The sequence below is a fragment of the Mediterraneibacter sp. ICN-202921 genome (assembly GCF_037890075.1).
Taxonomy (GTDB): domain Bacteria; phylum Bacillota; class Clostridia; order Lachnospirales; family Lachnospiraceae; genus Mediterraneibacter; species Mediterraneibacter massiliensis.
This window is the reverse complement of the sequence record NZ_JBBKBE010000006.1, coordinates 70,722-84,662: the sequence shown is the minus strand read 5'-3', so window position 1 is coordinate 84,662 and position 13,941 is coordinate 70,722. Positions and strand designations below refer to the sequence as shown.

11 protein-coding genes are annotated in these 13,941 nt (G+C 35.7%); all 11 read left to right on the top strand.

Translation table 11 applies throughout. The annotated features are described in order from the left end of the window. The gene (locus WKT01_RS07120) at nucleotides 1-759 is read left to right on the top strand and encodes a hypothetical protein (protein WP_340311801.1); all 759 of its coding nucleotides are present in this window, start codon (nucleotides 1-3) and stop codon (nucleotides 757-759) included. Between the two features lies 1 nt (nucleotide 760). Then, the gene (locus WKT01_RS07115) at nucleotides 761-1,141 is read left to right on the top strand and encodes a hypothetical protein (protein ID WP_340311800.1); all 381 of its coding nucleotides are present in this window, start codon (nucleotides 761-763) and stop codon (nucleotides 1,139-1,141) included. A gap of 24 nt (nucleotides 1,142-1,165) precedes the next feature. Next, on the top strand, nucleotides 1,166-2,179 hold the full coding sequence (locus tag WKT01_RS07110) for a glycosyltransferase family 2 protein (RefSeq protein ID WP_340311799.1): 1,014 nt from the start codon (nucleotides 1,166-1,168) through the stop codon (nucleotides 2,177-2,179). Nucleotides 2,180-2,257: 78 nt separating this feature from the next. Beyond that, the gene (locus tag WKT01_RS07105; protein ID WP_340311798.1) at nucleotides 2,258-5,674 is read left to right on the top strand and encodes a GH25 family lysozyme; all 3,417 of its coding nucleotides are present in this window, start codon (nucleotides 2,258-2,260) and stop codon (nucleotides 5,672-5,674) included. 147 nt (nucleotides 5,675-5,821) lie between these two features. Next, complete coding sequence (locus WKT01_RS07100) at nucleotides 5,822-7,489, top strand: hypothetical protein (RefSeq protein ID WP_340311797.1); 1,668 nt, start codon at nucleotides 5,822-5,824, stop codon at nucleotides 7,487-7,489. Nucleotides 7,490-7,651: 162 nt separating this feature from the next. Next, nucleotides 7,652-8,860, top strand: coding sequence for a lipopolysaccharide biosynthesis protein (locus WKT01_RS07095; protein WP_340311796.1), 1,209 nt, complete (start codon nucleotides 7,652-7,654; stop codon nucleotides 8,858-8,860). 8 nt (nucleotides 8,861-8,868) lie between these two features. Continuing rightward, on the top strand, nucleotides 8,869-9,915 hold the full coding sequence (locus tag WKT01_RS07090; protein ID WP_340311794.1) for an acyltransferase family protein: 1,047 nt from the start codon (nucleotides 8,869-8,871) through the stop codon (nucleotides 9,913-9,915). Between the two features lie 19 nt (nucleotides 9,916-9,934). Next, a complete protein-coding gene (locus WKT01_RS07085; protein ID WP_340311792.1) occupies nucleotides 9,935-11,143 on the top strand; it encodes a hypothetical protein in 1,209 nt (402 codons plus the stop codon). Nucleotides 11,144-11,169: 26 nt separating this feature from the next. Further along, a complete protein-coding gene (locus WKT01_RS07080; protein WP_340311791.1) occupies nucleotides 11,170-12,408 on the top strand; it encodes an ATP-grasp domain-containing protein in 1,239 nt (412 codons plus the stop codon). Beyond that, nucleotides 12,408-13,148 carry an aspartate/glutamate racemase family protein gene (locus tag WKT01_RS07075; protein WP_340311790.1) on the top strand — a complete coding sequence of 247 codons (741 nt, stop codon included), beginning with the start codon at nucleotides 12,408-12,410 and terminating at the stop codon, nucleotides 13,146-13,148. Before WKT01_RS07080 ends, WKT01_RS07075 begins: the two co-directional genes overlap by 1 nt. 17 nt (nucleotides 13,149-13,165) lie before the next feature. Further along, on the top strand, nucleotides 13,166-13,927 hold the full coding sequence (gene dapB, locus WKT01_RS07070; RefSeq protein WP_340311789.1) for a 4-hydroxy-tetrahydrodipicolinate reductase: 762 nt from the start codon (nucleotides 13,166-13,168) through the stop codon (nucleotides 13,925-13,927). Nucleotides 13,928-13,941: the final 14 nt, after the last annotated feature.

Sequence of the window (13,941 nt, the reverse complement as noted above, 5' to 3'; positions counted from 1 at the left end):
ATGTTTGAACATTTTGGATTGAAAGATTTATTCGTGGGCTTATGGAAATATAAACTTATCTGGATTATCGTAGGAATAATTTCAGGAATGGGGATTTTAGGAATTGGTATTTTGGAAAAAAGAGAAACTGTTAAAATAGAAAGCGGACAGCCGGAAGAGGAAATTAAGAGATATGAGGCTTCCCGAGTATTTACATTTAGCATGGAAGGAAAGGCTTCCAATGATTTGGTAGTATTGTATAAGGAAATTACAGCAAGTGATGAATGCAAAGAATATGTGTTCACAAAATTGTTAGATGAAATAGAAATTGAAGAATTGAAGAAAAAGCTTCTTTTAGGTAAGATAGATGATGCCAATGTTAATAGTTCTTTATTAAATAATTATGTCTCTTATGAGACATTAGGGAAGCAGCGGGCTGCAACGCTTAAAATATTTACGCCAGACAGTGAGATATCAGAAAAGATCAGAGATTTATATTTTGAATATTATCAAAAATCTGCGGAAGAAAGTGGAATTGTAGAGTTTTCATTTTTAACAGATGGAAACACAAAGTATATATATAAGGAGATTTTTAGGGAAAATCAATATTCGGCGATAAAAACAAAAGTTGTGCTGCTGTTTTTAGGTATTTGGTTTTTATCCTTTGTTAGTATTTTTGTGTATATTTTATTTAATCCGACCTTGAATAGAAAGACAGATTTTTCAGAATATGATATAGAATTTTTAGGGGAGTTTCCGATAAAAAGAAATAGGAGATAGAATGGAAGGGGTAGCTATGGAAAGCAAATATCAATTAAACAAAAATGAAAAAGCAGCTGAAAAAATCAAATATATAGCAGAGTCTCTCAGAAAAAAATGTAAGGAAGGTAGCTATAAACGGATAGGAGTATTAACAAGCAGCAAATATAGGGAGTCAAAAGAAAAGATAGTAAAAGAACTCTCCCAAGTGTGTACAGGAATAGAATTTATAGATTTAAAACCTGTAAATATGTATGCGGATGTTATAAACCAGCTCAAACAATGTGATGGGGCAATATTGGTAGAGAAATATATAAGTACAACATATAAAGAATTTGAAAAAACATTGGAATTATTAAAAAAATATGATATAAAAGTGATTGGGCTTATCACATATAAATAGGGGAAAATAATTAAGGAGAAACACATGACAGTATCATTTTGCGTAATCGCATATAATGAAGAACATGCACTTAGATCATTATTTGAAGATATTAAGAATCAAAGCTATCCACATGAAAAAATAGAAGTGATATTAGTGGATTCCATGTCAACGGATAAAACGAAAGATTTGATGAAAAGCTTTGCAGCAGAAAAAAACGATTTTATGAGAGTCTTAGTATTGGATAATCCTAAAAAGATACAGGCAGCAGGGTGGAATGTGGCTATTAAGGCTTCCTCATGTGACATTATTATGCGGATTGATGCCCATACAATGATTCCGAAAGATTTTGTTTTGAAAAATGTAAAATGTATAGAAAGCGGTGAAAATGTTTCTGGAGGACCAAGGCCCAGTATAGCGGAAGAGGATACACCTTGGAAACATACATTGCTGTTGGCAGAAAGCTCGATGTTTGGAAGCAGTATAGCAGAATATCGCCGTAGTCACCATAAGCGATATGTAAAATCGGTCTTTCATGGGGCATATAAAAGAGAAGTATTTGAAAATGCAGGACTGTTCAATGAAGACCTGGGACGTACCGAAGACAATGAAATGCATTATCGAATAAAAAGGGCAGGATATAAAATTTGTTATTCGCCTAATATCATATCTTATCAGCACACGCGAAATACATGGCAGGGAATGATCCGGCAAAAATATGGTAATGGCTATTGGATCGGATTGACAATGGGGGTTTGTCCGCAATGTTTTTCGTTATATCATTTTGTTCCAATGCTTTTTATTATAGCCATTATTACAGCACTTATTTTAGCCGGAGCTGGTATTAAGTTACCTGGAACAATATTATTCGTGTGTTATTTTATATTAGCGATAGTCATGTCCTTATTAGCTTCAAAAGGAGAAAAAAAGTATTGGCAATATGTATTGCTGCCGCTCATTTTCTTTTCCTTGCATATATCGTATGGAATAGGAACGATCGTAGGGCTTATTAAAATGCCTTTTTGGAGATGCTCTAAGAAAAAAAGAGATAAAAAATAAAAGGCAAAAAAGCTAGAAGTTATGTGTATATGGCAAATGTATGTGGGAGTTATAATTAAAAAGGAGAGAAGTATAAAGATGAAAAAAGTGGGTTCGGTTTTGTTGGCTGTCCTTATGCTGTTTATGAGTATTTCTGAATTTGCGGTACAAGCGAATGGAGAGCCTGATGAATTAGAAAATAAACAAGAGGAAATCTTGGCAGCGGAAATAGAGTTAACAGATTTAAAAGATATTGTTGAAACTGAAGATTATGAAACCGGAAAAGAGTATGTCATTAGAATAAAAGACGAAGAAACGATTGTTGGTGTATATCCGGTGAAGTATTATATTGAACAGAATATCGAGGAATGTGAGGAAACTCCAACGGAGTCGGCGGAGGAATTAAAGGATTATGTTGCTGAAAATAGAGTAAAATATAAATTTGAAAATAGTGGTACATATATTCTGTTTGCAGAAATAAAGATATCAGATGAAAATATTTGTTATGTACATCGTAAAATAACAGTAAATGAAGCCGAAGGGTTAAGTGGGGATACTGAGGAACTGCCAGGAGCTCTAGAAGAACCAAGCGGAGATACGTCAGAATCTCTTCAACAGGAAGAAAATTCTAAACCAAAAGGAGATATTGCATTATATACAAAATCGGATTTGAGCGTAAAAGAATTTACTATAAATCCTTCAGATGGAACAGAAGCCGGTGGAAAAGTAATATTCAAAGCCGCAGCAGAAAAAGGGAGCGGCGCCTATCAATATCAGTTTTATGTGATCAGAGATAGACATGAGATTTTACTTAGAGACTATGGGAGCAGTGGAACCTATACGTGGGGACCGCTGACACCGGCGACTTATACAGTGGGAGTAAAGGTAAAAGACAGCAGCGGGACCGTAGTCAAGAAAGAAATCAGTAATTATAAGGTGGAAAATAGCCTTAGAATCAAAACATTTAGTGTAAGTCCATCGACCAGTGTGGGCGTGGGACAAAAGGTAACCATAAAGGCGGCAGCAGAAAAGGGAAGTGGGGCTTACCAGTATCAGTTCTATGTGATCCGTGATAAACAAGAAATCGTACTGAGAAATTATGGAAGTAGTGGAAGCTACACGTGGGGACCTTTGACACCGGCGACTTATACAGTGGGAGTAAAGGTAAAAGACAGCAGCGGAACGGTAGTCAAGAAGGAAATCGGTAATTATAAAGTAGAAAATACTCTTAAGGTAAAGACTTTCAGCGTGAGTCCGTCAAAAACCGTAGAGGTAGGGAAGAACGTTACGATTAAGGCAGTGGCAGAAAAAGGAAGCGGTTCCTACAAATATCAGTTCTATGTGATCCGTGATAAACAGGAGATCGTACTGAGAAATTATGGGAGCAGCGGAAGCTACACGTGGGGACCTTTGACACCGGCGACTTATACAGTGGGAGTAAAGGTAAAAGACAGCAGTGGAACGGTAGTCAAGAAAGAAATCAGCAATTACAAAGTAGAAAATACTCTTAGGGTAAAAAGCTTCAGCGTGAGTCCTTCAACAACCGTAGAGGTAGGGAAGAATGTTACGATAAAGGCAACGGCAGAAAAAGGAAGCGGCTCTTATCAGTATCAGTTCTATGTGATCCGTGATAAGCAGGAGATCGTACTGAGAAATTATGGGAGCAGCGGAAGCTACACGTGGGGACCTTTGACACCGGCGACTTATACAGTAGGAGTAAAGGTAAAAGACAGCAGTGGAACGGTAGTAAAGAAAGAAATCAGCAATTACAAAGTAGAAAATACTCTTAGGGTAAAAAGCTTCAGCGTGAGTCCTTCAACAACCGTAGAGGTAGGGAAGAATGTTACGATAAAGGCAACGGCAGAAAAAGGAAGCGGCTCCTATCAGTATCAGTTTTATGTAGTCAATAATGGGCAAGAGCAGGTGATACGACCTTATGGAAATAGTGGAACATATACTTGGACTCCGAAAACAGCGGCTGTATATACAATAGGAGTAAAGGTAAAAGACAGCAGTGGAACGGTAGTAAAAAAAGAGATAGAGGAGTATACTGTAGCAGAAAAAAAATTAAAGATACAGAAATTTACTTCAACAATTATGGGAGTTATAAATGTGGGAGAATCAACGACCTTGTCCGCAACTGCCGTTAATGGAAGTGAACCTTATGAATATAAATTTTATGTAGTCAGAGGAAAAGAAGAGATAGTTTTAAAGGATTTCAATGAAAAAAATGAGTACGTATGGAGCCCTTTGACCCCAGCAGAGTATGAAGTGCATGTTATAGTCAGGGATGCAGAGGGAAATACGGCAGATCAATCTATTCCTATTACAGTCGAGAAATACAAAATTCAGATTGATGAATTTAAAGTAGGGAATAACACCGGGGCATATGTAGGAGATAATGTACATATTTTTACAAAAGCAAATGGTGGAAAAGGTGATCTAACATACAGATACTACGTACTTCGTGATGGAAGGGAAATACAAATTCGAGAAAAAGGAAAAGAAAGTGCGTTTATATGGGGACCACTTACACCTGCGAAATATGAGGTGTGCGTCGAAGTTGAGGATTCGGTCGGGAATAAGGAGACAGCAAAGATTCCATTTGAGATAAAATATACAGATTTAAAAATCAGCCGGTTTTCTATGTCAAAAACAGGAATAGGATATACGAGCGAAGGAATTGTTTTATCGGCATCTGCAGAAGGAGGCAGTGGGAAATATCAATATAGATTTTATGTTATAAGAAACGGCTCTGAAATTTTACTTCAAGATTATAGCTCCAAGACCTCTTATACATGGACACCGATTACCCCAGCAGATTATTATGCATGTGTAGATGTAAAGGATTCTAACACCGGAACCGTAGTGACGCAATTATTGCCGATCACTATAAAAAACAGATTATCAACGGGAATAGATGTGTCAGAATGGCAGGGAAATATTGATTGGAAGCAGGTGAAAAATTCAGGTGTTGAATTTGCTATGCTTAGAGTTTTGTCAGGAACAATGAGTGGCTTGACAGTAGATCCTACATTTAACAAGAATATTAAAAATGCAACGGCGAACGGTATTTCTGTAGGTGTGTATAGGTATGGGTACGCAAAGACTGTAGCGGAAGCACGGCGGGAAGCTAATATGGTTGTAAATGCGTTGAAGGCAAGTGGATATGGTATCTCCTATCCGGTTGCATATGATGTGGAGGATGAGGCAACACAAGGAAAATTATCGAAGGCAGAATTAACTGCAATTATAAAAACTTTTAAGAGTATTATTGAAGCAAACGGCTATAAATTTATGATATATGCGAATAAGAATTGGCTAGAAAATAAGATTGATATGTCACAGTTTAGTCAGGATGATGTATGGATCGCACAATATCGTGATTATACGCCTAACCTCGGGTATCAGTACAATGGACCGGGAAATGTGACGATATGGCAGTATTCTTCCAGAGGAAAGGTGCCGGGAATATCAGGCGATGTAGACATGAATGTGGGATATAAACGATACTAAATATTAGTTTGGTATCTATTGGAAGTAAAAATAATTCAAAAGCACTCTTAAAGGGTGCTTTTTTGAAAATAGAGCAAGAAGAAAGAACTGAGATTTAACATAGAAATTATATTTAGGTGTGGATAATATAAAAATAGGTGGATAAATATGAAAGATAAATTTGTAAAATTATTTGATATAAAAAGAAAATATACTGTGGTAATACTTAGTTTTTTTCTATCTTTAGCAGTGGCTTTTTTTCTCTTTGTTTTTGATAAGATATATTATATGATGGCAGATGATTATCTTATGCATTTAATCAGTGCAGGAGAGTTTGGGACAGGTAAGGATGCATATTTAGTTTTTATCAATATAATTTTGGGTTATATTATTTCAGGATTAAATAAATTATTTCCTTGGGGCGATTGGTTTATTTTAGTATATATATTTACTATAGTAAATTGTTTTGCCTGTCTAGTATTTGTATTTTTAAGAAAAGTTAAAAGAGTTCTGCCTGTTGTAGGGTTGCTTTTAATAGAAACTATCATTTTTTATAATTTAACATTTTCGATCATAGCTTATCTATGCATAACCACATCCTTGATATATTGGTACTATCTTATTGATGAAAAAAGTAAAATTACTATCGGTAGAGTCTTGATTATATGTGCATTTTTTTGTATGGGTATTTTCTACAGAAAGAGCGTATGGTTATCAGCAGTTATTTTGTTCCTTCCATTAGTAGTAGTTCATATTAAACAAATTTGTAAAACAAGTACCATTATAATAGTCGGGAGTCTTGTGTTTGTATTTCTTTCAGCATGTTATATTAATGAACAAGCATATGCAAGTAGTTCTTTATGGAAAGAATATAAAGAATTTAATAAAATCCGCCCTCAAATTGTAGATAACATCCCAATAGTATATGAGGATAATGTTGATGAATTGCAAAAAATAGGATTGAGTGAAAATGATTTAAAATGTGTGTATCGATGGATTTTTGCTGATAAGGAGACTTTTTCTATAGAAAATATGCAGGAATTAGCAGAACTAAATCCAGTTAAAGAAAAATGGAATTTCAATATACCGGATATATTGAAAAAAATGCTGACTTTAAAATATAATTATTATTTTTTTATAATAATCGTGTTAGCTTTTTATTTTAATGAAAAAAAATGGTATCCATATCTTACTGCATCGGCATTGATCTCATATGCACAGATAGCAGCATTATATGTCAGAAACAGACCTGTGGAAAGAATTATGCTGCCGATTTATTTTATCGGAGCGGTATTGTTGTTTTTGCATAGTCAAAAGAAATTAGAACAAGGGAAAAAATATGCAGTAGTGAACATCGTATATTTGACCATATTTGTATTAACAGGAGTTGGCTTGATACTGGAGAACAGGGAAAAAGTCAGTATGTATGAAAATAAAAATGAACAATATAAAATAGCTTACGATTATATAAACAGTCATTCAGAAGTGCTCTTTGTAGGCAGCAGCACTACCATAAATGAGATTTCATATAGTGATCCCGTATTTGAAATCGGAACACAGATGTCATCAGAGAATGTCATAAAACTGGGTTCCTGGGATATTTATAGTTCCCGCTATTATCATCAAGCGAATAAATATGGGATTGAGGATAAAGACAGACTGATTTTAGGTATGGTAGATAATAAGAATGTGAATTATATAGTTCAGAAGCAAAACAAGGAAGAACTGATAATTTTAGAACAGTATATGAAGGAGCATACAGAAAAAGATATCGATTTTGTCTTAAAAGATGAGGTCTCTGGAATGAGTATTTATCAAGTTGTCACAATGAGATAGCAGGAAGTTTTAATGTAATCTATTAAATACAAAATGGAAAAAATAAAGAAAAGTCAGGGCTAGCAATAGGTAGGAGAATGCAAAGAGTTGACAAAGGCAGTTTTGCGTATTAAACTGGTTATGGCTGTGAAATCAAAGGATGAAACGTAAAGGTAGGAGATAGTGAAAAAGAATAGAAAAATCGCGGGAGATTTGATATATAGCATAGGTGCAATAGCGCTGATGAATATGGTTCTACAATTTATAGTCTATCCGCTCATGAATCGGACATTAGGGACAGAGCGATTTGGAGATATGCTTTTTTGGATAGGACTGGTCAGCGTTTTTGCGCCTTCTTTTGGCTTAGCAGTAAATAACGTCAGACTGGTATTCGTTCAGAGAGAGCGTACGCAAAATGGCGACTATAATAAAATATTGCTGCTTTTTTCTATAGTTTCCTGTTTTATACTTATAGGGATAGGAATAGGACAGAAAATAAGTGTGATTTCTGCTATAATGCTGAGTTATATTATGCTATTTTCTATTTTCCGAAACTATTCTACAGTAGAATATAGGCTGAATTTAAATTACAAAAGACAGTTTATTTTTTATAGCATTTTATCTTTGGGATATATTCTTGGAGGAATCTGCAGTTGGAAGCTAAAAGAATGGTTTTTTGTATTTATTATAGGAGAGACGCTTTCTGTTTTATATGTAAAATATAGAGGGAACATTTATAAGGAATTTTTTCATACAAGCGAGTATGCCAATGAGATTGCTAAACGCTGTGCGACGCTTTCAGCGGCATATTTAATGACAAATACGATGCTGAACTTAGATAGATTTGTCCTTAAGTTTTGTATTGGTGAAAGTGCCGTATCAGAATATTATGTTTTATCTTTAATAGGAAAAACAATTGCGATTATCGGCGGCCCTTTAAGCAGTGTGATCATAGGATATATTTCAAAGGATAAGTATAAAATAAACAGAAAACAATTTCAGAAAATTGTGGCTTTTATGTTAGTTGGCGGAGTTGTATTTTGGCTGGCAGCTTCTGTTGTGACACCTATTTTTATTCATATTTTTTATCCGACTCTGACGCAAAGATCTGTTGTCTTGAACATGGTCGTAAATGCGGCGCAGATCATATATTTTTTGACGAATCTGCTTTTAGTTGTGGTGCTTACATTGTGTTCTGAAAAGTGGCAGTTTGTTATTCAGTTGACATATACGATCAGCTTTTTGATATTATCTATTGGGCTTACATTATCTTTTGGTCTTATAGGTTTTGCGACAGCGGCATTAGTGGCAAATAGTATTTATATGTTGTTTACTATAATAATCGGGATAAATAAAAGTGCCGGAAATAAAAACTCAGTAGATATACAGTAGGAGAAAAAATGGGAAGAGAAAAATGGGTAGATTCTATTCGGTTTATATCGATAGAAATCATATTTGGCGTACACTTTATTGCGGCATGCGCACCTGATATGTCAAAATTATGGCATGAGGGTGTGACAGGAATGATTTTATGCGGTATATCGGGCAAATTGGCTGTAGCGATGTTCTCTGTTCTTTTAGGGTATTTTGCTGCACGGGCAGGAGCAAAGGCTGATTTTTCTATGTCACGCTATATGTGCAGGCGATACATAAAATTTAGCGTTGCTATTTTTGGTATTTTAGCTTTACTTGCAATGCTTTCTTTCAGCATGAAAGCGTTGGGGGGGACAAATGGAGCAAATATGGCAACTGCGAATTTTTTATTTGGTATTCCGGCTCTTTCTTTAAAGAATATTCTATTAGATGCATTTTTCTTTGAAGTTAATGTATTTCCGCTTCTATGGTGTATGAAAGATTTTTTCTTATGCTCTATAATTTCGGCCGCTGTTATATCCATCAGTGGAATAGAAAATATAAAGCGATTATGCGGAGTATGGGCAGGTATTATTTTGTTGTGCTGTTTGACCGGAAATGTTTGGCTTGCGATTGGTCTATTAGGGGCCGCTCTGTTTTCTGTGGAACAGATTGTAGCAGAACATACAAAATTTAGAAAAAGCCTAATTTTAGTTCTGATTTTACTTTTTGTATTTTATAAAATGTGCGCATGGAAATTTGCAGAAAATAATCTGTTACACATGTGTCAAGGGATTTTATGCTTTTTGCTTTTTCTGGTTTTAAAAACGGGCAGAATAAGAGAAAACAGAATATTGAATAATAAAATTCTGGCAAAATGTGGGGAAATTTCTTTTTATATGTATTTAAGTCATACGTTGATAAATTATACGTGGGGTTACTATTTTATGAATTTTTTACTAAACCATATGCAAAGAAGGTATGCATTGATTTTTACATTTATTTCCACAAATCTCATCGTAGTATTGGTTTCTTGTTTTTTGTATCAAATAATAGAAAATAAGATAATAAAAAAGCTAATAAGAAAGTTTTAAAGTAGAAAAGGAATGAAGAATGAAGAAAGTAAACAATAAAGAAAAAGATTTTGTAGTGTTTATAACGTGTACGACTATTTTTTATCTATTATATTTTGTGACAAATATATTAATGTATAGAGGAAGCAAAGATTTAGTTATCCATACAGATAATGCAAGTCTTTTAGCTTTTTCGGAATTGCCGGAATTTGTACGACGTTTTACGTATCCGCTCTATCATATCGTGACATCTTTTGTTAATCGAATATTTAATATTTCTATGTATGAAGCAGGGATATTGATTATTACTTGTTTTGGGACTGCAACCGCATATATTACCTATGTTATATTAAAGAAATTTTTGGCAGATTATTATTCTTTAATAAGTATCGGAGTCGTGACTTTTATAGTAACCTTTGTGTCTGCACTTTATGTACCGTGGTATAATAAATCCGTGTATGCAGGACAAAGCTCGCCTAATATTTATCACAGTCCCACACAGGCCATGGTGAAAGTTTTTGCTGTGGGTATCTGTTTCCTTTTTGTAAAATATTACTATGAGTATAAAGAGGGAAAAATCGAAGGGATATGGAAGAAAGTAGGTATATTATCTCTGCTGCTGTTTATCAGTTTATTGGCTAAACCTTCCTTTTTGCAGGCGTTTCTTCCGGCTGTATGCATTTTCCTTTTGATTGAGCTGATCTTGAGCAAAGGAAAAATCTTTAAATATTGCGTACAGATGGCAATTGCTTTCTTGCCGAGCTGCCTTTATTTGTTATATCAAGTCTTATTTTATTATGGAACGGAAAGTGAACACACACGCGGGGCGGTGAAGATTACATTTTTTGGGTTTATTGATAACAGTGCTCCCAATATCTGGATATCCTCACTTTTGTTATATGCGTTCCCATTATTTGTCATACTGTTTATTGCCAGAAAAGAAATTTTTACAGATAAATATTTGTGGCTGATTATTTTATTTGGAATCGTAGCTTTTATAGAATCCGGGTGTCTGGCAGAAACGCCTTCTAATGCAGCCGGAAATTTCTCTTGGGCAAAGCAATTATCGGTATATATTTTATGGGTGATTGCGATTATTCAATTTTTGCGCAAATATAAACTCTACGAGCAGTTGAAGATGAAAGGGAAAAAAGCTGTTTTTTCCATAGGTTTTTGCTTGTTGACAGGACATTTTATATCAGGGATATACTATTATATTTATCTGCTGGTATCCGATGTGTGGCTCTAACAAATGAAAGATAAGGTGAGATGAAAATGAAAAAAGTAATGATCTTAGGCGCGAACAATGGGCAGATCCCATTTATGAATATATGTAAAAAGCAGGGGGCAGAAGTGATTGCGGTAAGTATCGCAGGAGAGTACCCTGGTTTTCAGGTGGCGGATAAAAGTTATTATTGTGATATTAGTGATAAAGAGGGTGTACTAGAAATCGCACAGAAAGAAAAAATAGACGCTGTTCTGACTGACCAGACGGATGTATCTGTTCCGACAGCGGCATATGTCGCAGAAAGACTGGGACTAAAAGGAATCGGCTATGAAACGGCAGTGAAATTTTCTGATAAATATGTGATGCGGCAGGAGGCAAAAAAGGCGGGAGTAGGCGTACCTGCTTTTGAACAGGCAAGTGATTATCAAGAAGCGGCAGCGGCCGCAGTACAAATGCAGTATCCATTAATGGTAAAGCCGACAAACAGCAGTGGAAGCAGAGGCGTGCATAAAGTAAACCGGATAGAAGAATTAAGGGAGGCTGTGGAAGATAGTATACGTTATTCGGGAAATGGCAAGGCAATCATAGAAGAATTTATTGAGGGAAAAGAATATATTGTCGATGGGCTTGCGATTGATTATAATTATATCAATACAGATTTGGGAATAAAAGAATATTTTAATAAGCCCAATATGTATATTTCAAAAATGTGTATGTTTTCATCTGCGGATAGGATCGATGATGAAAAAGAAAAAATGGTTTTAGACGCAAATAAAAAATTAGTAGAAAGTATGCGGCTTAAATTCGGGATCACACATGGAGAGTATATCTATTCAAAGCGAGATGACAAAGTCTATCTTGTGGAAATTGCGGCACGAGGAGGCGGGGTGTATTTGTCGTCAGATTTAACGCCTTTGGCGTCCGGAATCCAGACAAACGAGATCTTGATCGATTATGTACTAAATAACACAAAATATGACCTGGGTTCTTTGAAATTTGCTGGAAAAGTTTCTGCATGGCGCTGTTTTGAATTAATACCCGGAACTATACGGACAATAGCAGGAGTAGAGGAGACAAAAAGAATACCTGGAGTATATAAGGTTTGTTTAGAAGATTTATATGTCGGCAAAGAAGTACAAGAGCTGATCAATGACACGAGAAAGCATGGACCGATTCTAGTATGGGGAGATTCCAGAGAAGAATGTTTTTCTTGCCTGCGGAAAGTTGAGAAAACATTGCAGATTGAAACAAGTGGAGAAAATGGAGTGCAGGGGATTTATTGGTGATGGAAAAAAGAAAAAACGACAGAATTGCATATGGTGGGTATAATGTATATGGTTTTGATATAGGAATACTCATGTTGGATTCTAAATTCCCCCGTATAGAGGGGGATGTGGGAAATGCGAAAACATGGCAGTATCCCGTATTGTATAAAAAGGTTCCGGGAGGGACACCACAAAAAGTAGTATTAGAATTAACAGAAGAAGATGTGCAGCCATTTATTAAGTCAGCGATAGAATTAGAGCAGGAAGGAGTAAAGGCAATTACGACTTCGTGCGGCTTTTTGGCATTATTTCAAGAAACACTGGCATCCGCTGTGCACATTCCTGTCTTTACATCTGCTTTGCTGTTGGTTCCTTTTGTGTCAAATTTATTGGGGAAGGGGCAAAAGGTTGGTATACTGACGGCAAACAAAAAAACATTGTCAGACCGACATTTGGAATCTGCGAAAGTCGATAAAAGTAAGTGTGTTATCATAGGGTTGGAAGAAAAAGAAAATTTCACGAATTTTACAGTGCAGAATTGGGATAAAGTGGATGTTGAATTATGCAGAGAAGAGTTATGCGAGGCGGCGCAAGAGTTAATGGATACAGGGGAGGATTTAGGAGCAGTTGTTTTGGAGTGTACAAATATGCCGCCATTTTCGGAAGATATACAAAGAATCACACAGTTGCCGGTTTTTGATATTGTTACGTTAACCAATATGGTACAGAGTGCATGGAATCCTCAAAGGTTCCTTAGATAAGAAGGTGGAGGGATAAAATGAATATTGCAGTATGTGGAATGGGAAGAGCTGGAAAAGAGTTAGCGAGAAAAGTTATTTCTGAAGGTAAAATAAATCTGAGTATGGCATTATGCAGAGACAGCAGCAAATCCGCGGGTCAAGATGTTGGAGAGCTGTTGGATATGCCCAAGCAGGGTATAACAATCTATAAATTATCGGAAGCAGTAGAAAAGTTAATAGAAAAGAAAGTGGATGTGGTTATTGATTTTTCTGCCAGAGAGACGTCCTTAAAACTTGCAGCAATCTGTCAGGAGGCAGGGGTAAATCTAGTGATCTGTACTACGAATTTTTCAGAAGAAGAAATAAAATATTTAAAAAATGTCGGAACTTCCGATAGGATGGGATTAGTGTACGCTCCCAATCTTACGTTGGGAATTAATTTGCTGATGGAATTTGTTGCAAAACTCTCTAAAATTCTTCCCGAATTTGATTTTGAAATTGTGGAGCGGCACAGAAGAGATAAACCGCGTGTTACAACAACAGCAAAATTGATTTCTAAGGCAATTGACCGTGGCAATACGCCGATATCATCTGTGAGAACAGGGGGATATGTAGGAGTACATGAAGTGACGGCGGCAAGTGAAGAAGAACGGATCACCATAGAACATGAATCCTTTTCCAGACAGGCTTTTGCAAAAGGCGCGCTTCTTGCCGCAGAATTTGTAAGTGAGAAAAAAGGCTTTTTTGAGATGAAGGATGTAATTGCGGCCTTGGAAGACAAGATAGAAAAAAAAGATTGAGAAAGGCAGATATA

Coding starts and splice junctions, on each gene's coding strand:
- dapB (WP_340311789.1), top strand. CDS start 13,166: ATGAATATTGCAGTATGTGGAATGGGAAGAGCTGGAAAAGAGTTAGCG.
- WKT01_RS07115 (WP_340311800.1), top strand. CDS start 761: ATGGAAGGGGTAGCTATGGAAAGCAAATATCAATTAAACAAAAATGAA.
- WKT01_RS07080 (WP_340311791.1), top strand. CDS start 11,170: ATGAAAAAAGTAATGATCTTAGGCGCGAACAATGGGCAGATCCCATTT.
- WKT01_RS07090 (WP_340311794.1), top strand. CDS start 8,869: ATGGGAAGAGAAAAATGGGTAGATTCTATTCGGTTTATATCGATAGAA.
- WKT01_RS07075 (WP_340311790.1), top strand. CDS start 12,408: ATGGAAAAAAGAAAAAACGACAGAATTGCATATGGTGGGTATAATGTA.
- WKT01_RS07105 (WP_340311798.1), top strand. CDS start 2,258: ATGAAAAAAGTGGGTTCGGTTTTGTTGGCTGTCCTTATGCTGTTTATG.
- WKT01_RS07110 (WP_340311799.1), top strand. CDS start 1,166: ATGACAGTATCATTTTGCGTAATCGCATATAATGAAGAACATGCACTT.
- WKT01_RS07085 (WP_340311792.1), top strand. CDS start 9,935: ATGAAGAAAGTAAACAATAAAGAAAAAGATTTTGTAGTGTTTATAACG.
- WKT01_RS07100 (WP_340311797.1), top strand. CDS start 5,822: ATGAAAGATAAATTTGTAAAATTATTTGATATAAAAAGAAAATATACT.
- WKT01_RS07120 (WP_340311801.1), top strand. CDS start 1: ATGTTTGAACATTTTGGATTGAAAGATTTATTCGTGGGCTTATGGAAA.